Source organism: Streptomyces sp. NPDC002742 (genome assembly GCF_042888885.1).
In the GTDB taxonomy this organism is placed as follows: Bacteria; Actinomycetota; Actinomycetes; order Streptomycetales; family Streptomycetaceae; genus Streptomyces.
The window spans coordinates 37553-56693 of record NZ_JBIAQF010000003.1; the positions used below are offsets into that span (position 1 = coordinate 37553).

The 19141-nt window shown below is 72.6% G+C and carries 13 protein-coding genes; 2 read left to right on the top strand and 11 right to left on the bottom strand.

Going from position 1 to position 19141, the window contains the following annotated elements:
- Positions 1 to 56 precede the first annotated feature (56 nt).
- The 3 genes from galE to ACFYW8_RS05485 all read right to left on the bottom strand — a co-directional run bounded on the left by galE (position 57) and on the right by ACFYW8_RS05485 (position 4109).
- Positions 57 to 1049 carry a UDP-glucose 4-epimerase GalE gene (gene galE / locus ACFYW8_RS05475; protein ID WP_389068221.1) on the bottom strand — a complete coding sequence of 331 codons (993 nt, stop codon included), beginning with the start codon at positions 1047 to 1049 and terminating at the stop codon, positions 57 to 59.
- 139 nt (positions 1050 to 1188) lie between these two features.
- Complete coding sequence (locus ACFYW8_RS05480; RefSeq protein ID WP_389068223.1) at positions 1189 to 2784, bottom strand: glycosyltransferase family 2 protein; 1596 nt, start codon at positions 2782 to 2784, stop codon at positions 1189 to 1191.
- A gap of 44 nt (positions 2785 to 2828) precedes the next feature.
- Positions 2829 to 4109 (bottom strand): glycosyltransferase 87 family protein, encoded by a 1281-nt coding sequence (locus ACFYW8_RS05485; RefSeq protein WP_389068225.1) that lies wholly within the window; start codon positions 4107 to 4109, stop codon positions 2829 to 2831.
- 93 nt (positions 4110 to 4202) lie between these two features.
- Between ACFYW8_RS05485 and ACFYW8_RS05490 the strand changes: the two genes are divergently transcribed.
- Positions 4203 to 5792 carry a hypothetical protein gene (locus ACFYW8_RS05490; RefSeq protein ID WP_389068228.1) on the top strand — a complete coding sequence of 530 codons (1590 nt, stop codon included), beginning with the start codon at positions 4203 to 4205 and terminating at the stop codon, positions 5790 to 5792.
- On the opposite strand, the gene ACFYW8_RS05495 is transcribed toward ACFYW8_RS05490, so the two are convergent.
- Complete coding sequence (locus ACFYW8_RS05495; protein WP_389068230.1) at positions 5686 to 6183, bottom strand: MarR family winged helix-turn-helix transcriptional regulator; 498 nt, start codon at positions 6181 to 6183, stop codon at positions 5686 to 5688. The two genes, ACFYW8_RS05490 and ACFYW8_RS05495, sit on opposite strands and share 107 nt — an antisense overlap.
- A gap of 124 nt (positions 6184 to 6307) precedes the next feature.
- On the opposite strand from ACFYW8_RS05495, the gene ACFYW8_RS05500 reads away from it, so the two are divergent.
- Positions 6308 to 6721 (top strand): organic hydroperoxide resistance protein, encoded by a 414-nt coding sequence (locus tag ACFYW8_RS05500; protein WP_365870268.1) that lies wholly within the window; start codon positions 6308 to 6310, stop codon positions 6719 to 6721.
- A 33-nt stretch (positions 6722 to 6754) separates the two neighbouring features.
- On the opposite strand, the gene ACFYW8_RS05505 is transcribed toward ACFYW8_RS05500, so the two are convergent.
- The 7 genes from ACFYW8_RS05505 to ACFYW8_RS05535 all read right to left on the bottom strand — a co-directional run bounded on the left by ACFYW8_RS05505 (position 6755) and on the right by ACFYW8_RS05535 (position 19141).
- Entirely contained in the window at positions 6755 to 8440 is a 1686-nt protein-coding gene (locus ACFYW8_RS05505) for a hypothetical protein (protein ID WP_389068232.1), read from the bottom strand.
- Between the two features lie 84 nt (positions 8441 to 8524).
- Positions 8525 to 9781, bottom strand: coding sequence for a hypothetical protein (locus ACFYW8_RS05510; protein ID WP_389068800.1), 1257 nt, complete (start codon positions 9779 to 9781; stop codon positions 8525 to 8527).
- 158 nt (positions 9782 to 9939) lie between these two features.
- A complete protein-coding gene (locus ACFYW8_RS05515) occupies positions 9940 to 12150 on the bottom strand; it encodes a CDP-glycerol glycerophosphotransferase family protein (protein WP_389068235.1) in 2211 nt (736 codons plus the stop codon).
- A 1-nt stretch (position 12151) separates the two neighbouring features.
- Positions 12152 to 14311, bottom strand: coding sequence for a CDP-glycerol glycerophosphotransferase family protein (locus ACFYW8_RS05520; protein ID WP_389068237.1), 2160 nt, complete (start codon positions 14309 to 14311; stop codon positions 12152 to 12154).
- Between the two features lie 123 nt (positions 14312 to 14434).
- Positions 14435 to 16741 carry a CDP-glycerol glycerophosphotransferase family protein gene (locus ACFYW8_RS05525; RefSeq protein WP_389068240.1) on the bottom strand — a complete coding sequence of 769 codons (2307 nt, stop codon included), beginning with the start codon at positions 16739 to 16741 and terminating at the stop codon, positions 14435 to 14437.
- A 151-nt stretch (positions 16742 to 16892) separates the two neighbouring features.
- On the bottom strand, positions 16893 to 17804 hold the full coding sequence (locus ACFYW8_RS05530) for a carbohydrate ABC transporter permease (RefSeq protein WP_365870262.1): 912 nt from the start codon (positions 17802 to 17804) through the stop codon (positions 16893 to 16895).
- A complete protein-coding gene (locus ACFYW8_RS05535; protein WP_389068244.1) occupies positions 17801 to 19141 on the bottom strand; it encodes a carbohydrate ABC transporter permease in 1341 nt (446 codons plus the stop codon). Before ACFYW8_RS05535 ends, ACFYW8_RS05530 begins: the two co-directional genes overlap by 4 nt.

Sequence of the window (19141 nt, forward strand, 5' to 3'; positions counted from 1 at the left end):
AGTGCGAGAGGGCGGCTGGGATGGGAAAGGGGTCGGTGGCCGGGGGCCGGGCCGTGTCAGGTCCGGCTTGCGCCCGGGTGGTGACGGAGCCAGCCGGACCAGGCCGAGGTGATCATGTCTTCGACGTCGTAACGGGCCTTCCAGCCCAGTTCGACGGAGATGCGCTCGGCGGAGGCGACGACGCGGGCCGGGTCGCCGGGGCGGCGTGGGGTGGTGACCGGGGGCCGGTCGTAGCCGGTGACGGCGTTGATGCGGTCGATCATCTCGCGAACCGAGACACCCTCGCCGCGGCCGATGTTGAGGGTCAGGGCGGTGCCGGGGGAGGACCGGAGGGCGCGGGCCGCGGCCACATGCGCCTCGGCCAGGTCGACCACGTGGATGTAGTCGCGGACGCAGGTGCCGTCGGGTGTCGGGTAGTCGTCGCCGAAGATGCGCGGCGGGGCGTTGTCCGTCAGCTTCTCGAAGACCATGGGGACGAGGTTGAAGATGCCCACGTCGGCCAGTTCGGGGGCCGCCGCGCCCGCCACGTTGAAGTAGCGCAGGGAGGCCGTGGACAGACCCGTGGCGCGGCCGGTCGCGCGCACCAGCCACTCGCCGGCCAGCTTCGTCTCGCCGTACGGGCTCATCGGCACGCACGGTGTCTCCTCCGTCACCAGCTCCACGTCCGGCATTCCGTACACCGCGGCCGAGGACGAGAAGACGAAGGCGGACACGGAGGAGGACGCGGAGGGCGCGGTCACGGCCTCCAGGAGGACGCGCAGGCCCTCGACGTTCTCCCGGTAGTAGTGCAGGGGCAGGTCCACGGACTCGCCGACCTGCTTCTTCGCCGCCAGATGGACGACACCGGTGACGGAGTGCTCCGCGAGCGTCCGGGCCAGCAGCTCGCCGTCCAGGGTCGAGCCGACCACCATCGGAACGTCCGAGGGCACCCGCTCCGCGATCCCCGTGGACAGGTCGTCGTACACCACGGCCTGTTCGCCCGCCTCGCGCAGCGCGCGGACGACGTGCGCCCCGATGTAGCCGGCGCCGCCGGTGATCAGCCAGGTCATGTGCGGCCGTTCCCCTCGTCAGTGAGCTCGTGGTGCTGTCGCATGTTCGGTCCGGTGTGCTGCGGTGTGCTGCGGCCGGGGACGGGCGGGGCGCGCCCGCGGTGTCCGCGTTCGCGCGTCGAGTCTCCGCGTCCGCGTATCAGTGAAGCAGGCGGCGGAGCCTTCGGGACACCACTTCGGTCATTCCTCGCCAACCGGACGCCGTCCGCAGGCCGAGCGCCCCCGCGTGCGTCCGGTAGGGCTGCACGAGCAGAACACCCTGGTGGACGTCCGGAATCGCGCGGCGGCTCAGCAGACCGGGGCCGCCGAGCGCGTGCGCCGACACCTCCCGGCTCGTGCCGTCGTGAAAGAGCACGACCAGGCGCAGATCCCAGGTGCCCGCGCCCAGCGCCGACAGGTTCACCGGTGTCTCCGCCGACCAGGTGTCGCCGTAACGGTCGGCCACCAGGGGCGCTGTGCCGGTCAGGCCCACGCGTCCCTCCTCGCGGTCGACGAACTCCACGTCCACCGAGGCGGGACCCGCCTCCGCCATCCGCCCGTACAGCTCGTGCAGGCGCAGCCGCAGCCGGGTGCCCCGCGCGCGGGGCCGCAGTTCCGCGTCGACGGCCGCGGGCAGGAGGTGGGCCGGCCGGTCCAGGAAGTGGTCCAGGGTGACCTGGGGGAGGTCGGAGGACCAGACGGGGGTGCCGTCGGAGGCGCGGGTGTAGGGCGGGAGCAGCCGTGCCGGGCGGGCCGCCAGTTCCTTGAGGCGGGGCAGGTCGCGCGGGGCGGGGCAGGCGAGGAGCACGCGGGCGACGAGACGGCCGGGGGCGGCCGGGTTGACGGTGAAGTCGGCCGCGTCGAACTTCGACAGGTAGTCGCGCGTGAGGTCCCACCAGGCAGTGCGGTACTCGGGAGTGCGCAGTTCCAGCTCGCGCGTGTACATCCGCAGCTCGTGGTCGAGGAACTTGGCGTGCACGGCCCACGCGAGCTTCTTCTCCCCCGCGCCCAGGAGGGTCTCGTACGCCGCCTGGTTGGCCTCGATCCGTGCCCGCCAGTTGCCGATGTCGGCGCGGTCGAGCGAGATGGACAGGCGGTCGGCGGTGCGCCGGACGTGCCAGACGTAGACCGTGTCGGGGATCAGCGCGATGCGCGGCGCGGCGGCCAGCACCCGCGCGGTGAACACGAAGTCCTCATAGGGGTAGTGGCCCTCGGGGAAGCGGATGCCGTGCTCGCGCAGGAAGTCGGTGCGGTACAGCTTGTTGACGCAGAGGGTGTCGTGGGTGAGACGGAGGCGGTGCGAGGGGTGGGGGATCAGGGCGGGCCGCGCGTAGAGCGCGCCTTCCCAGGGGACCTCGCGGCCCGAGGGGAGTTCGCGGCGCACGCACAGTCCCGCCGTGACCTGGACGTGGTGTTCCTCGGCGGCGCCGAGGAGCGCGTCCACCGCGCCGCGAGGCAGGACGTCGTCGCTGTCCAGGAACATCACGTACGGGGCCGTGGCCGCGTCGATGCCGTCGTTGCGCGGGCTGCCGCAGCCTCCGCTGTTGGCCGGGCGGTGGATCACCGTCAGGCGCGGCTCCGCGTCGGCGAGGGCGTCGAGGAGGGCCGCGCTGCCGTCCGTCGAGCGGTCGTCCACCGCGATCACCTCATGGACGGCCGGGCCCTGCGCGAGCGCCGAGCGCACGGCGTCCGCGACATGGGCGGCGTCGTCGTACCCGATGACGACGACGCTGACCTTCGCATGGTGAGGGTTCATGTGGTCCACGAGCCGGAATCGTAAGGATTGCGGGTAATTCTCCGTTAAGAGGCAGACACTGTCTTGTTCGGAGCGCGGCGGGAATTCGGTGTGGACCGCGTAACCTCCCCGGTCGGTGTGGTGCGGTCCGCGGCGGCCGTGGACAGGCCCGACCGCCACAGCCGTAGGAGCGACACTCCCGCCGCCGTCGCCAGCAGGCCATTGCGTACGAGCATCAGCAGGCAGCCCGTCCAGGTGCTGCGCACCACCTCGCCGTAGAGGCCCGGGTACACCACCGAGCTGACGGCCGTCGCCGCCACGATCAGGGCGGCGACCGGGCGTTGCGTGGTGTGCCGCGAGGTCAGGCAGACGGCGGCCAGGCCCAGCAGCCACACCATGTACTGGGGGCTGATCACCCGGCTCGTCACGGTGAACAGCAGGACGGCGGTGAGCGCCGCGTCGTACGGCGTGGCCGTCGTCCAGTGCCGGGCCCGGACCCGCCACAGCAGCACGAGCCCGAACGCGGCGACGGTCAGGGCGAGCGAGCAGGCCGCGACCACGCCGACGTACGGCCCGACGAACTCCATCGCGCCGTACTGGTAGCGGACCGTCCCCGGCCATCCGGCGCGGCGCGCGAAGCCCAGCACGGTGCCGCCGAGGGACTCGATCTGCACACCCCGGCCGCTCTGCTGGCGCAGGAAGTCGAAGGGGCCGCCGAAGACGGCCGCGAGGACGGCGAGCAGCGCGGCCGCGGTGACCGCCGCCGATGTCCACACCTCCCGGGTGGTGCGGCCCCGGGGCGTGCCGATCAGCGCCAGCGCGGGCCAGACCTTCACCAGGGCACCCATCGCGGCGAACGCGCCGGACACGCGCGGGCGGCGCGAGAGCGTCAGCAGGGAGACCACGGCGAAGGCGGTGACCTGCACGTCGTAGCGGGCGAGCGGGATGTGCAGCAGCAGGGGCAGCCCCAGTACCCACAGCCGGGCGCCGCGCGGGCTGCGGCCGGGGCGCCGCCCCGCGCGCGTGAGGACGACGGTGATCACCGCGTCGGCGACGAGCGTGAGCGTCACGAACGCCGTGAAGTACGTCAGCCAGGGCAGCAGCGCGGGCGCCAGCAGTACCGGCCCGGCGCCCGGCGGGTACTGCCACAGCCGGTCGCCCACCGGGAACGCGCCCCGCGACAGGACGCCGTACCAGCGGAAGTACAGCTGATCCACCTCCCTGGACACCCCGCCCCGGCCGAGCGGGGCCAGCTGGTCATGGGCGAGGAGCCACAGCATCAGGGCGCGGGTGGCGAGCCAGGCGGCGGCGAGGGCAAGCGGGCGGGGATTCCGGAAGACGCTCATCAAGTCCGGATCGTAAGCCGCATGGATGGGACGAACGGCGCGATACGCCGTCAATACCCGTCAAAGGTTGTTTAATAGCAAAAAATAGCCCCCATGGTGTATGCGTGGGTGAGGCGGTCGGCGGCCCGGCGTCCGGAGGCGGTGGCCGTATTCCTGCCCGCCCTGGTGATGCTCACGATCGGGCTCTGGGGGCTCGATCGCGGCGCCATGTGGCGCGACGAGGCGGTGACCTTCCAGGTCGCGCGGCGCTCGGTGCCCCAGATCTGGCATCTGCTGCACACCGTGGACGCCGTGCACGGCCTGTACTACCTCCTCATGCACGCCGTCCTCGCCCCGCACCCCGGCGAGATCGCGCTGCGCCTGCCCTCCGTCTGCGGTGCCGCCGCGACCGCCGGGCTCGTGGCCGCCCTCGGCGTGCGCCTGTGCCGCCCGCGCGTCGGTCTGTGGGCGGGCCTGCTGTACGCCGTCACGCCCATGACCGGCCATTTCGCCCAGGAGGGCCGCTCCTACGCGCTCGTCGCGGCCGGGGCGGCCGGAGCGACCCTGCTGCTGGCGCGGGCCGCCCGGTCGACCCGGCCCGGACCCTGGTGCGCCTACGGAGCGACGGCCGCCGCCACCTGTCTGCTGCACGAAATGGCCCTGCTCCTGCTCCTCGCCCATGCCGCGACGCTGGCGCTCGCCCGCGTACCGGCGCGGGTCTGGCGGGCCTGGGCCCTCGCCGCGGGGGTCGTGGTGCTGGTGCTGGTGCCCCTGGTCCTGGTCTCGCGGGAGCAGTCCGCGCAGGTCGCCTGGCTGTCACGCACCGGCCTCGGGAGCGCGGAGCGCCTGCTCGGGATGTTCACCGGCCCGGCGCGGCTCGTGACCGTGCCGTACCTGCTCCTCGTCGCCCTCGCGCTGCGGCCGGCGGCGACCGGGCGCGGCACGCTCCCGCTGCCGGCCGTCGCCCTGCCCCTGGTGACGGTGCCCCCTGCGGTGCTGCTCACGGTGTCCCACTGGAGGCCGCTCTACGACGAGCGTTACGTCTTCTACGCCCTCGCCGGGGCCCCGCTGCTCGCGGCCGCCGGAGCCGAGTACCTCGCGACGAGGCTGCCGCGGCAGCTGCCCCACGCGGTCCTCACCGGCGTCCTCGCCGTGACCCTCGTCTTCGCCCTCCAGCTCCCGCTGCTGCGCCAGGACCGCAGCCCCGACCGCCGCCCCGACAACCTGGCCGCCGTCTCCGCCGCCGCCCACCGCGAACTGCGCCCCGGCGACCCGGTGCTGTTCCTGCCGTCGATCGCGCGGCGCGCGGCACTGGCCTACCCGAAGGGCTTCCGCGGGATCCGCGACATCGCGCTGAGCGTCCCGGCGCCCGCCTCCGGCACGCTCTACGGACTGGAGGCGGACCCCGGTGAGCTGCGCCGCAGGCTGGAACGGCTCGACCGGGTGTGGCTGGTCGCCGCGCCCTTCGCGACGCGCCGGGCCTGGCATCCGGGCGAGGCGACCGAGCGCCTCAAGCTCGCCATGATCGACGAGCGCTTCGTGCCCTTGGAGCAGGTCGTCCGCGCAGGTGTGACGCTGCGCCTCTACGTGCGCCGGCCTACGTACATCCCGGCGCCTCCGGGAGGGCGGCCTCGTCCAGCGCCGCCGTCAGCCGGTCGAGCCGGGCCCGGAGCTCTCGGATCTCCTCCAGGTCCGCCCCGGTAGCGGCCGCGATCCGGCGCGGCACGGACAACGCGCGTTCCCGGAGCGCGGCGCCCTCCTCGGTGAGCCCCACCTGCACGGACCGCTCGTCACGCGCGCTGCGCTCGCGCCGTACGAGCCCCGCCGCCTCCAGCCGCTTCAGCAGCGGCGACAGGGTCCCCGAGTCGAGCCGCAGATGCTCGCCGACCTTCTTCACCGGCAGCTCGCCGTGCTCCCAGAGCACCAGCATCACCAGGTACTGCGGGTAGGTGAGCCCGAGGTCCTTCAGGAGCACCCGGTAGACGCCGCCGAACGCGCGTGAGGCGGCGTTCAGCGAGAAGCAGATCTGTTCGTCGAGGCGGAGGAAGTCCCCCGCAGCAGGGGCCTGGGCGCTCGGGGCGGGCGTTGCGGTCATGCCCTCAGGATAGCTCTAGTGAGCAATTTAGTTGTGCACAACTAAATTGCGTGCTCTAATTCTGGTCGTGGGGCCGCCGGACCGGCAGCCCCGCCAGGATTTCGACTTGAGAGGGATGGTCCCCATGGACGCGCTCTACACCGCTGTCGCCACCGCCACCCACGGCCGCGAGGGCCGCGCCGTCAGCTCCGACGGCACGCTCGACCTCCAGCTGGGCATTCCGGTGGAGATGGGCGGCAGCGGCCAGGGGACCAACCCCGAGCAGCTGTTCGCCGCGGGCTACGCCGCCTGTTTCGCGAGCGCCCTCGGCCTGGTCGGCCGCGCCGCGAAGGTCGACGTCACCCAGGCCGCCGTGACCGGCGAGGTCGGCATCGGCAAGGTCGGCGAGGGCTTCGGACTGGCCGTCACGCTCCGCGTCGAGCTGCCCGACACCGTGGACGAGGCGACCGGCCGCAAGCTGGTCGAGCAGGCCCACCAGGTCTGCCCCTACTCCAACGCCACCCGCGGCAACATCCCGGTCGAGCTCGTCATCGAGTAACCGGCATCGAGCAGGCCGGTGCGGGACGGTTCGTCATCGAGCGGCACGGACCACCGCACCGGCCTTCGCCCCGGCACCCGCACCACCCTTCGCGCCGGCTCCTGCACCGGCCGCCGCACCGGTGCGGGTGCCGGGCCCCGCGCCGATCCGGGCCAGCACCTCCCCGGTCTCCCGGCTCCACGCCACCACCGTCGCCTCCTCGGGCACCCGCCGCCAGCGCGTCAGCAGCAGCCAGCGCACGTGGTACCGGCGGGCGACGGCGGTACGTCCGGCGCGGGTCGAGGACGGGTCGAGGTAGGCGCGGACCGCCGCGAGCCGACGCAGCCGCTCGCCCTCGTCGAGCGCGGGGTCGGGCCAGGCGGGCGCGGCCAGATCGGGGCCGTAGCCCGCGATCAGGTGGACGGAGTAGTACCCGTCCGCGATGACCGCCTCGCCGGGCCGGATGTGCCGCGCCGCCCAGTCGTACGTCGGCCAGCGCGGCGGCTGGCCGAAGCCGACCGGGTCGAGCGAGCGCGGCACCACCGCCCCGGCCTGCACGGTGAGGAAGCCCGTCAGCGCGCAGGCGGCCGCGGTGCCGCCCAGCAGCCGCCGCCCCGGTCCCCACGGCAGTGGCGCCGCGAGCTCCACCCCGAGCGCGAACTGCGGCGGCACGAGCGTGAGCCCGAGGATCCTGCCGTACGTGTAGTGCCCGCTCACCCAGCCGTACGCCACCGCGGCGCACTCCAGCGCGAACATCAGCACCAGGGGATCGCGCCACCCGTGCCCCTCGTCCCGCCGGGCGCGCCGGGCCCGCAGCCACAGGACGGGCACCCCGGTCAGCGCCAGCCAGAAGTGTCCGGGCATCCCCTCGTAGAGCCGCTCGTGCATGGCGTCCACGCTGCGGTCCCCGGCCAGCGCGAAGACGTCGAAGTAGGGCCAGCCGTACGCGACGAACAGCGCCACCGCGCCCGTCAGCAGCCAACGGCCCGTCACGGCCGGCCGCCACCCCCGCTGTCCGCCCGCCACGAACGCGACCGCACCGAGCACCGCCGCGATCGAGGTGATCGGATGCACGAGCAGGATCAGTCCGTACAGCGCGCCGAGGGCCGCGTACCCCCACCAGCTCCTGAGGCCGCTCGGGCCCACGTACCGGACGAGGCCGCCGGTGCCCGCCGCGCGCGTGCCCGTGAACGCCCAGGCCCAGAAGGCCAGTCCGATGGCGAACGTCGAGGGATAGCCGAGGTTGCCGGTCATCGACATCAGCCCGAGGTAGCCGCTCCACCAGGCCCGCTCGGTTCCCCACAACAGCACCATCGCGAACAGGCACAGGACCGGAGCCCAGCGGCGAGGTGTCAGCACCCGGGTGAAGCGGCCGATGCCGGTCAGCAGCACCAGCAGGTTGACGGGTCCCGACAGGCGTACCACCGCCCAGCCGCCGAGACCGGTCAGCCGGGCGAAGGCTCCCTGCGCCACCGCGTACGGCGAGTAGTACGGGCTGCCCGCGCCCGGCAGGTCCGCCATCGGGTGCCGCGGGTGGAGCAGGTCCGCCCGCAGGCGTTCGACGACCGCCGCGTGCTGTCCCGCGTCGCAGCACAGCGGGATCCGCCAGTGGGCGAGCGTCATCACCAGCCAGAACAGGCCGCCGAAGACCTGGTACGGCGTCGGACGCCAGGTGGCCTTGCCGCGCACCGCGGTCGCACCGCGGACAGCACCCCGCCGGACGACGACATCGGCGCTCATCGGGCGGTGGGGGAGACGAGGACGACGGTTTTCGGCATCTGCCGTATATGCCCGTCCTGATCGGCCGCCCAGCCCGGGATCACCTCATCGGGCGACCCGGGTGTCCCGGCGCGTCGGCCCCGGAATCGTGCCGCCGAGAGCCCTGACCTCCGGCCGGACGACCGCGTCGAGGAGCAACGGAAGGCCCACCACGGGCAGCAGCCACAGCAGCACGATCAGCCGGCCGCCCCAGACGTCGATGTCGGGGTGCGCGGCCTGGTTGAGCACCCCGGTGCCCGCCGCCGCCAGCAGGAAACCGGCGAACGCGGGACGCCGGCGCAGTGCCCCCCAGCCGGCCGCGACCACGGCGGTCAGGAACAGCGGCTCCCAGAACTGGCGGCGCGCCCACTCCACCCAGAAGGCGACCTCCAGATGGAGGAACTCCGGCCACGGATGGGCGCGGTCCGGGCGGGCGTAGTGCCCCGTGAGCAGGTCCTGCACGCTCTCCGACTCGGACGGGTAGTGCAGCGCCCTGGCGAGCAGAAGGGTGGCCAGCACACCGCAGCCCGTCACCACCCCGAGGGTCCGCAGCGGCCCGCCCCACCGCCGCCGGCGCGCCAGGAGCACCGCGCAGGCGGCGGTCAGGCACAGCCCGAGGAAGAGCGCCTGCGAGTGCTTCACGGTGAAGAGCACCGCCAGGGAGCCGCCGGCCAGCCACGTCCCGGCCCGCGCACGGCCCTCCAGCACCAGGGCGCAGCCCCACAGGGCCGCGAGGGTCACGGCCATCATCAGGCCCTCGGTCATCGGGCGCATCGCCGTCGTACCGCACGGCAGGACGTAGAAGAGCGCCTGCCCGGTCAGAGCCGCCCCGGTGGAGACACGCAGGGTGCGCAGGAGCAGGAAGACGAGCACGCCCCCGGCCACCGTCACCGTGACACCCGACGCCCACAGGCCCCACTTCACCCCCAGCACCGTGACGAACGGCACCAGCAGCACCGGATACCCCGGCCGCGCCTCGAAGATCCGCATGAAACGGGCCGACATGAACGGCACCGTGTGTCCCGCCGTCCGCCCGGCCGAGAGCCGCGCGGACACGCCCCGCCACTCGTCGCGCCGGCACTGCGCGACGACCCGCCGGGTCGGACTCGCGCGGTGGAAGCGCACCACGTCGACGGCCTGGTTGCGCCGTGCGACGGACGCCTTGCTCGCACAGACGTAGTCGATCGTCCGCGCGGCGGCCTCCTGCTTGCTCGCGCCGCTCAGACTCAGCGCGTACGACAGGTAGTTCTTGGTGTCGGGGGTGTCCCGGGAGGTGAGGCCGGCGAGCTGGAGGACGGCGAAGACGACGGCGATCAGGATCACCCGGGCGCGGGCCGAACGCGGTGCGCGCAGGGACCGCACCCGGGTCCGTCGGGGGCGCGCGGTCACGGAGCCGTTCACGGTGCCGCTTCCGGAGCCGTTCACCGGCCCGCTCGTGGTGCCGTCCACGGGGCCGCTCCTGGTGTCGTTCACTGGCCCGCTCATGAGTTGGCGAGCACGTCGTGGCGCGACTGCGCGGGAATCGGGACCACCGCGGCCGGCTCTTCGGCCCGCTCACCGAGCATCAGCGTTCGCACCACCCGCTCGGCGGCCCGGCCGTCGTCGAACTCGCAGAACCGCGCCCGGAATCCCGCCCGCAGGCGCGCCGACTCACCGTCCCGCCAGGCCCCCGACGCGAACGTCCAAACCAACTCCTGCTGGGAACGCGCCACATGGCCCGGTGCGTCGGCCGTGATGTCGAAGTAGACGCCCCGGCTGGCCGCGTACGCGCCCCAGTCGTCCGCGAGGAGCACGATCGGTCTGTCCAGGTTGGCGTAGTCGAACATGAGGGCCGAGTAGTCGGTCACCAGGGCGTCCGAGGCGAGCATCAGGTCCTCGACGCGCGGTTCGTCGGTCGCGTCGAACACGACACCGCGCCGGTGGAGTTCGGCCAGCCCCATCCCGCGCGGCGGACCGTCCGCGAGCGAGGGATGCAGCCGTACGACAAGGGTGTGGTCCACGCCGAGATCGTCCGCGAACCGGGCCAGGTCGAGACGGTCGACATGGCCGCCGCGGAGATAGTCGCGGCGCGTCGGCGCGTACAGCACCACCCGGTTCCCGGCCGGGATCCCGAGACGGGCGCGGACCGCCGCCCCGTCCTCGGGCCGGGCCCGCACGAGGACGTCGTTGCGCGGGCTGCCGGTGCGCACCGAGGTGAAGTGGCAGGGGTAGGCGCGGTCCCAGACCAGCTCCGAGTGCCGGTTGGCGACCAGGCTGTAGTCCCAGCGGTCGGCGCGGCGCAGCATCTGCGGCACGTCCAGGCCGTGCCGGGCACCCGGCTTGTGCAGCAGGTCCGCGGCCATGTACTTCAGCGGGGTGCCCTGGTGGGTGTGGACGTGGACGCTGCCGGGGCGCTTGACCAGGGAGCCGGGCCAGTTGACGTTGTTCACGAAGTACGTCGCCCGCGCGGTGACCTGGCGGTAGCGCGGCGAGTCCGGGAGGACGTGCTCGGTCCCCGGCGGCAGCAGCGCGGCCTGCTCCTCGTCGCGTACCACCCACACCCCGCGCAGCTGCGGGGCGAGCTCCCGGGCGGCGGCGTACACCGCCGCGGGATCACCGAGGACCCCCCGGTGCGAGAACGCCGAGTACACCGCCAAGTGCGGGTCCAGTGGCCGGTGTTCGTGCGCCGCGGACCAGACGTGCTTGGCCCGCGTGGCGAGGATCCGGCGTGCCTGCTGCCCGCGCAGAGCGAGCTCCCGGCCCGCGCGGTCCGCCTGCCGCCGCACCCGGTACCGCGTGAAGCCACCCTCCAGGAGCCGTAGTTCGGACGGCACGGGACCGCTCCCGTGCTTGCGGAAGAGCGCGGCCGTCAGCCGGAAGAACTCGGCCTTGTCCTCCTGCGGCAGCCGGTCCTCCTTGGAGAGGATGTCGAGGCAGTGCTCACCCATCTTGCGGTGCAGGTACGGGCCCCAGTGCGTCAGTTCCGGGCGGGAGCCGACGAACGCGAAGACCCGCTCGTACTGGTCGTGGATGTCGAAGTGCTTGCGGCTGGTGGTGGACAGGATGTTGCCCTGGCGGCGCTGGCGGTAGGCGAGACAGATCCGGTCAAGGGCCGCGATCCGTCCGGCACTCAGCATCACCGGGAACGTCCAGGGCGTGTCCTCGTAGTACCCGGGCGGGAAGGCGAAGCCCTCCCGTTCGACGAACGCGCGGCGGTAGACCTTGTTCCACACCACCATCAACAGGTCCAGGATCTCCGGGTGTTCGGCCGCCGAGAAGGTGCCGGTGCCGGCTTCCGCGAGCACCCGCGCGAGCGCGTTCCTGCGGGTGCCGCCCCACCAGTAGGTGCGCGCGTAGTCGAAGACCAGCACGTCCGGGTCGGCGGTCTCCTCCAGGCGGTCGGCGACGGCGCGCAGCGCGCCCGGTGTGAGGGTGTCGTCGCTGTCGAGGAAGAGGAGGTAGTCACCGCCGGCGAGCGGCATTCCGGCGTTGCGGGCCCGGCCGAGCCCCACGTTCTCCGGCAGGTGCAGCACCCGCAGGCGCGGATCGCGGGCCGCGTACTCGTCGAGGATCGCGCCGCAGCCGTCCGGGGAACAGTCGTCGACGGCGATGACCTCCAGGTCCGTGTACGACTGCTCCAGGACCGAGTCGAGGCACTCGCGCAGAAAGCCCTGCACCTTGAAGACGGGGACGATGACGCTGAAGCGGGGCACGTCAGCTCCTTACGAGGGTGGACGCGGCGGGAGCCGGGACACGTTCGGCGAGCGGCAGGACGGGCGGGATCGCCTCGGGCGGTTCGCCCAGCAGCACTCTGCGCACCACCCGCTCGGCGGCCCTGCCGTCGTCGAACTGGCAGAACCGCTCACGGAACCGGGCCCGCAGCGCGGCCGCGGCGGGATCCGCGTAGGAGCCGTCGGCGAAGAGCGCGGCCAGCTCGCCCGGAGTGCGCGCCACCCGGCCCGGGGGCTCCTCCAGCACGTCGAAGTACACGCCCCGCGTCTCCCGGTAGACCTCCCAGTCGTCCGCGTACACGACGATCGGGCGGTCGAGGTTGGCGTAGTCGAACATGATCGACGAGTAGTCCGTGATCAGCGCGTCGGCGGCCAGACAGACGTCCTCGGAGGACCGGTGCCCGGTCACGTCGATGATCCGCCCGGAGCCGCGCCCACGGCCCTCGTCGTAGAAGTAGTGGGCGCGCAGCAGGACGACGAACTCCTCGCCGATCTCCTCACAGAAGGCCTCGAGGTCGAGCCGGGACTCGAAACCGGTGCTGTGGTCGCGGTGGGTGGGCGCGTACAGCAGCGCCGTCTTGCCCTCGGGCACCCCGAGCCGTTCGCGGACCTCGGCCACGTCCGCGGCGGTCGCCGTGCAGTAGACGTCGTTGCGCGGATAGCCGTACTCCAGGGACTCGTAGCCGCCGGGGAAGGCCCGCTCCCACATCTGGGTGGAGTGCCGGTTGGAGGAGAGGTTGTAGTCCCAGCGGTCCACCCGGGACAGCAGCTTGGCGAAGCTTCCGGTCGCGGCGGCCACCACCGGATACGTCGACTGGTCGACGCCCATCTTCTTCAGCGGTGTGCCGTGCTGCGTCTGGACGTGCACACTGCCGGGGCGTTTGACCACCCCGTCCGCGAAGTTGGCGTTGTTGACGAGGTACTTGGCGCGGGCCAGCACCTCCCAGCCGCGCCGACTGCCGATCACCGCGTGCTCGACGTCCTGCGGCAACGCGTCCACCGCCTCCGGCTCGACCAGGAACACCGAGCGGATGTGCGGGGCGAGTTCGCGGGCCTTGGCGTGGATCGCCGCCGGGTTGCAGGCGTAACCCCGGCCCCAGTACGCGCAGTAGACCGCGAGGTTCTCGTCGAGCGGACGGCGCAGCTGGACGGCGTAGCGCGCGCGGGTGCGCAGCGTCCTCGCGCGGGGTACCCGCCTCAGGACCCCGGAGGTGGCCCGGTTCGTGCCGCGCAGCGCGCGGAACGCGCTGTACGCGCCCGCCGCGAGCAGCCGGTGCTGCACCCCGAGACTGCCCGCCGGTACCCGGAACCCGGCCGGGCGGTGGCGCCGGTAGAGCCCTCCCGCCCGGCGGAAGAAGGCGCGGCGGCGGCGCGCGGGCACCCGGGCGGGGTGGGCCGCCGTCTTCAGGACCTGGGAGAAGAGCTGGCCGAACAGCGCCTTCGACCGGGCCGCGGGCAGGGTCTGTTCCGAGGCCCGGACGAGGACCCGCTCGACCTGGTCGAGGAGTTCGAAGTGGTGCTCGCCCGGAGCGTTGAGCCGGCTGCCCTGGCGGCGCAGGTGATGCCGTACGCAGACCGTGCGCAGCAGGGCCGACCGCTCGGCCGCCACCGTCACCAGACCGCCCCAGCCCGCGTCCGTGAAGTGCCCTTCGGGGAAGACGAGTCCGTGCTCGGCGAGGAAGCCGCGCCGGTAGGCGGCGCTCCACGCCGGAACGTGCACGCCCAGCACTTCCGGGGCCTTGTCGAGCGGGGGCGTGCTCGGCTCACCCTCCCACCAGTGCACCCGCTGATGGCCGAAGTAGAGGACGTCCACACCGGCCGGGAGACCCGCGTCCAGGGCCGCCAGCGCGCCCGGCACCAGGTCGTCGTCGCCGTCGAGGAACAGCAGATACGCGCCGGTCGCCGCCGCGATCCCGGCGTTGCGCGCCGCGCTCAGCCCGCCCGAAGGCGGCGAATGGACCGGGGCCACCCGCGAGTCCCGCTCCGCGTACGCGGCGGCGACCGCGGCGGCCGACGAGTCCGGCTCGTCGCAGACCGGGATCAGCTCGAAGTCGCCGAAGGACTGGGCCAGGACCGAGTCCAGCGCGCGGGCCAGCCGCCCGGCGACTTCGAAGGTGGGCACGATGACGCTGAAGCGGGGCATTCTGTTCTTTCTCTCAAAGGGCGCCGAACGGCGGATTCATCGCCCGGGGCGCCCGGTCGGCCGCCAGGTGGAGGGACGGGTGGGCGTGGGCCGCGAAGGACTGGAGGGCACGCGGACTCCGGTTCAGAGGGTCTCGGCCAGGGGGACGCCGGCACCCTGGGCCGGAATGCTCCCGAGGGGCGCGGGCGCGGGGGCTTTCACCGGCGGGGCGGAGCCCGGAACACGGGGGAGGGCCGCCGCGGCCGGGGGGACCGGCCGACGTTCGGCGAGCGGGACGAACGGCGGCAGCGCGGCCGTCTCGCCGAGCACCACCCGCCGTACGACACGTTCGGCGGCGCGCCCGTCGTCGTACGGGCAGAACCGCTCGCGGAACGCGGCCCGCAGCCGGGTGGAGCGCGAGCCGCGCCAGTGCCCGGACGCGAAGATGTCGATCAGCTCGTCCTCGCTGTGCGCGACGGCGCCCGGCGGGAAGGCGCGCAGGTCGAAGTAGGTGCCGCGGGCCGCCTCGTACGCCTCCCGGTCGTCCGCCAGGACGACGATCGGCCGGTCCAGGACCGCGTAGTCGAACATCAGGGACGAGTAGTCGGTGACCAGCACGTCCGAGGCGAGACACAGCGACTCGACGCTCGGATGCCCCGACACGTCGACGATCCGGCCGCCCGCCGTGTCCGTCAGCGGTGCCCCGTACGTGTGATGGGCGCGGGTCAGCAGCACGTAGCGCGGGCCCAGCCGGCGCAGCACCCGCTCCGGGTCGAGGACGTGGCGCTGGGTACGCCGGTAGTCGCGAAAGGTCGGCGCGTACAGCACGGCGATCGCGCCCGCGGGGACGCCGAGCGACTCGCGCAGCCGGTCCACGTCGGCCGAAGTCGCCCGCTGGAACACGTCGTTGCGCGGCAGCCCGTACTCCAGCGTCGTGTACGAGGAGGGGAAGGCGCGCTCCCAGACCAGCGTGGAGTGGCGGTTGGCGGACAGGCAGTAGTCCCACTTGTCGGCGCCGCGCAGCAGTTCGGCGAAGTCGGTGCCGCGCGCGGCGGCCGGACGGTCCTGGAGGTCGAGCCCCATCCGCTTGAGCGGCGTCCCGTGCTGTGTCTGGATCATGATCTGGCCGGGGCGTTTGACCAGCCGTCGGTCGAAGTTGACGTTGTTCACCAGGTACTTGGAGCGGGCGAGCGCCGTCCAGTACGCCGCCGTGCCGGGACGCAGCCGGCCCGTCGCGGCCGGGACGGTGTGGTGGTGTTCGAGGTCCGCGACCCACGCCGTTCGGATGTGCGGCGCGAAACTGCGGAACGCGGACTCCAGGGCCCCCGGATTGCAGCCGTGGCCCCGGCCCCAGTAGCTGGAGAAGACGGCACGGTCGGCGCGCAGCGGGAGGCGTAGCTGCACGCGGTAGTGGAACTGGAGCGCGGCGCCGCGCACCGCGCGCAGCAGCCCGGCGGCCGGTCGCACGGCTCTCTTGCGGACCCGTGACAGGAAGGAGAGCAGCCGGTACGTGCGATGCGTGCCGAGCCCGACCAGCGCGTGCCGCAACCGGGTACGCGGGTCGGCCGGCGCGCCCGGTACGCGGTAACGGCGGTAGTGCTCACGGGCCTTGCGCAGGAACTCGGCCCGGGCCGCGCGCGGCAGCCGGCCCCGCTTCGCGAACACCGTGCCGAAGTGGTCGACCATGCGCCGGAACAGCACCGGGCGCCACCGGTCCAGCTCCGGGTGGGCGTCGACATGCGCGAAGACACGGTCGTACTGCTCGAACACATCGAGATGCCTGCGGCTGCTGGTGCCGAGGATGCTGCCGTGCCGCCGCTGGCGGTAGTGCACACAGACCCGGTCGAGGGTGGCGATCGTCCCGGCGGACATCAGCGCCGGATACGTCCAGGGCGTGTCCTCGTAGTAGCCGGGCGGGAAGGTGAGGCCCGCGCGCTCGACGAACTCCCGGCGGTACGCCTTGTTCCACACCACCATCAGCAGCCGGAGCAGTCCGGGCCGCTCGTCCAGCCTGAACGGTGCCGGGCCCTCCTCGGAGAGCTGCGCCGAGACCTGGTTCCGTACGACCTCGCCCGACCAATACGTACGGGCGTAGTCGTAGACCAGGACGTCCGGTTCGCCGGTCCCCTTCAACCGGTCGGCGATGGCGCGCAGCGCGTGCGGAGTGAGAGTGTCGTCGCTGTCCAGGAAGATCAGGTAGTCGCCGGTGGCGCGTTCGAGACCGGCGTTGCGGGCGCGTCCGAGCCCCACGTTCTCCGGCAGATGTACGGCCAGGACTCGGGCGTCGCGGGCCGCGAACTCGTCGATGATCGCCCCGCACGCGTCGGGCGAACAGTCGTCGACCGCGATGAGTTCGAGATCCGGAAAGGACTGTTCGAGCACTGATTCAAGGCACTCGTGCAGGTACGCCTGAACCTTGTACACGGGGACGATGACACTGAACCTGGGCAACGGACATCCATGGGTCGGCGCGGGCATACCTGCCCGGAAACGGCCGAAGGGGTGACTTGGTTACGCCAGATGTGGCATCCGGGGGATGCCGGGTGAACGGCGCGGGGCGGGCCGGTGTCCGGCCCGCCCCTCAAACGCCGCCGGGGGCCCTCTACTTGACCGCGCCCGCCATCACTCCGGAGACGAACTGCCGCTGGAACGCGAAGAACACGGCCAGCGGGATCACCATCGAGATGAAGGCGCCGGGCGCCAGCACGTCGATGTTGTTGCCGAACTGGCGTACCTGCGTCTGGAGCGCGACCGTGATGGGCTGGCTCCCCGAGTCGGAGAACACCAGCGCGACCAGCATGTCGTTCCACACCCACAGGAACTGGAAGATCCCCAGCGAGGCGATGGCGGGACCACCGAGCGGCATCACGACCCGCGTGAACAGGCGCAGTTCACCCGCGCCGTCCAGCCGGGCCGCCTCCAGGAGCTCCCGCGGGATCTCCGCGAAGAAGTTCCGCAGCAGGAACACCGCGAAGGGCAGGCCGTATCCGACGTGGAAGAGGACCACGCCGGTGATCGACCCGAAGACGCCGATCTTCCCGAAGAGTTCGGCGATCGGGATCAGCGCCACCTGGACCGGCACGACCAGCAGACCGACCACGCCGAGGAACCACCAGTCGCGGCCCGGGAATTCCATCCAGGCGAAGGCGTAGCCCGCGAGCGAGCCGATCACGACGACCAGCAGTGTCGCCGGAACCGTGATCAGCACCGTGTTGAGCAGCGAGTTGGTGATGTCGCTGTTCTCCAGGAGCTTCTGGTAGTTGTCCACGGTGAGCTGCGAGGGCGCGCTGAACACCTTCCACCAGCCGCTGCCGCTCATGTCCTCGGGGCTGCGCAGCGAGGACAGCAGCAGCCCGATCGTCGGCACCAGCCAGAACAGGCCGACGAGCACCAGGAAGACGCGTACGACACTGCTGCCGAGCCCGCTCGCGATCCGTGAACCGAGCGAGGGCCGCGCCCTGTTCACGGCCGTCGCGGGCACCGTCTTCGCCAACTGTCCGGCATGCGTGCTCATCGCCGCACCTCCCGCCTGAGCCGACGCACGTTGAAGGCCATCACCGGGATCACCAGCAGGAGCAGGAACACCGCGATGGCGCTCGCCACGCCCGGCCTGCCCTCCGAGAAGCCCTTGCGGTACAGCTCCAGGGCCAGCACGTTCGCGTCGTCCTGGGAGGAGCCGGGCGCGATGATGAACACCAGGTCGAAGACCTTCAGCACGTTGATCATCAAGGTCACGGCGACGACCGCGAGCACCGGCGCGAGGAGCGGCACGGTCACCCGGCGGAACACCTGCCACTCGTTCGCCCCGTCGACCCGGGCCGCTTCCAGGAGTTCACGCGGCACACCCGCGAGCCCCGCCGCGATCAGCACCATCGCGAAGCCCGCCCACATCCAGACGTACGAGCCGATGATGGCCGGCGTGACCAGGGACGGGCCCAGCCAGTCGACCCCGTTGTACGGCTCAGCGAAGTTGCTCGCCGGCAGCCGCAGCCGTGCCCCGTCCGCCTTGCCCGAGAGCGAGAACGTGCCGTCGTCGCCCACCTTCGCCGAGTCGACGACCGTGCCGTCCTTGACCGCCTCGATCTTCATCCCGGAGTAGCCCAGCTCGCTCGGGTCGACCTGGCCGAGCCTGCCGACGCCCTTCCCGCGGGTGAAGTCCTGCCAGGCCGTGCCGTTGACCCGGCCGGGATCCGTGGCCGCCCGCACCGCCTTCTTCGCGCTGTCCGGCATCCGGTCCGGGGCGACGCCGACCAGCGGCAGGGCGACGGACCGCCCGGTGTGCACGGCGTCCCGGGTGATGAACCCGCCCTTGTCGGCCGTGAGGGGCGACTCCCGGCCGGGGTGGGCCTTCGGGAACGCCGACGCCGGGGCGAACGTGTCGTGCACCCCCACCCACACCGCGTTCGCGACTCCCTTGTCCGGGTCCTGGTCGTACACCAGCCGGAAGATGATGCCGGCGGCGAGCATCGAGATCGCCATCGGCATGAAGACGACCAGCTTGAACGCCGTTCCCCAGCGCACCCGTTCGGTGAGCACCGCGAAGACCAGCCCCAGCGCGGTCGCGACCGTCGGGGCGAACACCACCCAGATGATGTTGTTCTTGAGCGCGGTGCGGATGCCGTCGTCGGTGAACAGCGCCTTGTAGTTGTCGAACCCGGCGAACCCGTCGCCCTGTTGGTCGTAGAAGCTGCGGACGACCGAGTACCCGATCGGGTAGACCACGAGCGCGCCGAGCAGCACCAGAGCGGGCAGCAGGAACAGCGCCACCACGGTCCTGCGGGTCCCGGTCACGCTCTTGCGCGTACGGGTCGGGGGCACCGGTGCGGTGCCTCCGGCCGTTGCCGACGTCAT

Coding starts and splice junctions, on each gene's coding strand:
- ACFYW8_RS05530 (WP_365870262.1), bottom strand. CDS start 17,804: ATGAGCACGCATGCCGGACAGTTGGCGAAGACGGTGCCCGCGACGGCC.
- ACFYW8_RS05485 (WP_389068225.1), bottom strand. CDS start 4,109: ATGAGCGTCTTCCGGAATCCCCGCCCGCTTGCCCTCGCCGCCGCCTGG.
- galE (WP_389068221.1), bottom strand. CDS start 1,049: ATGACCTGGCTGATCACCGGCGGCGCCGGCTACATCGGGGCGCACGTC.
- ACFYW8_RS05490 (WP_389068228.1), top strand. CDS start 4,203: ATGGTGTATGCGTGGGTGAGGCGGTCGGCGGCCCGGCGTCCGGAGGCG.
- ACFYW8_RS05535 (WP_389068244.1), bottom strand. CDS start 19,141: ATGACGTCGGCAACGGCCGGAGGCACCGCACCGGTGCCCCCGACCCGT.
- ACFYW8_RS05495 (WP_389068230.1), bottom strand. CDS start 6,183: ATGACCGCAACGCCCGCCCCGAGCGCCCAGGCCCCTGCTGCGGGGGAC.
- ACFYW8_RS05500 (WP_365870268.1), top strand. CDS start 6,308: ATGGACGCGCTCTACACCGCTGTCGCCACCGCCACCCACGGCCGCGAG.
- ACFYW8_RS05505 (WP_389068232.1), bottom strand. CDS start 8,440: ATGAGCGCCGATGTCGTCGTCCGGCGGGGTGCTGTCCGCGGTGCGACC.
- ACFYW8_RS05480 (WP_389068223.1), bottom strand. CDS start 2,784: ATGAACCCTCACCATGCGAAGGTCAGCGTCGTCGTCATCGGGTACGAC.
- ACFYW8_RS05520 (WP_389068237.1), bottom strand. CDS start 14,311: ATGCCCCGCTTCAGCGTCATCGTGCCCACCTTCGAAGTCGCCGGGCGG.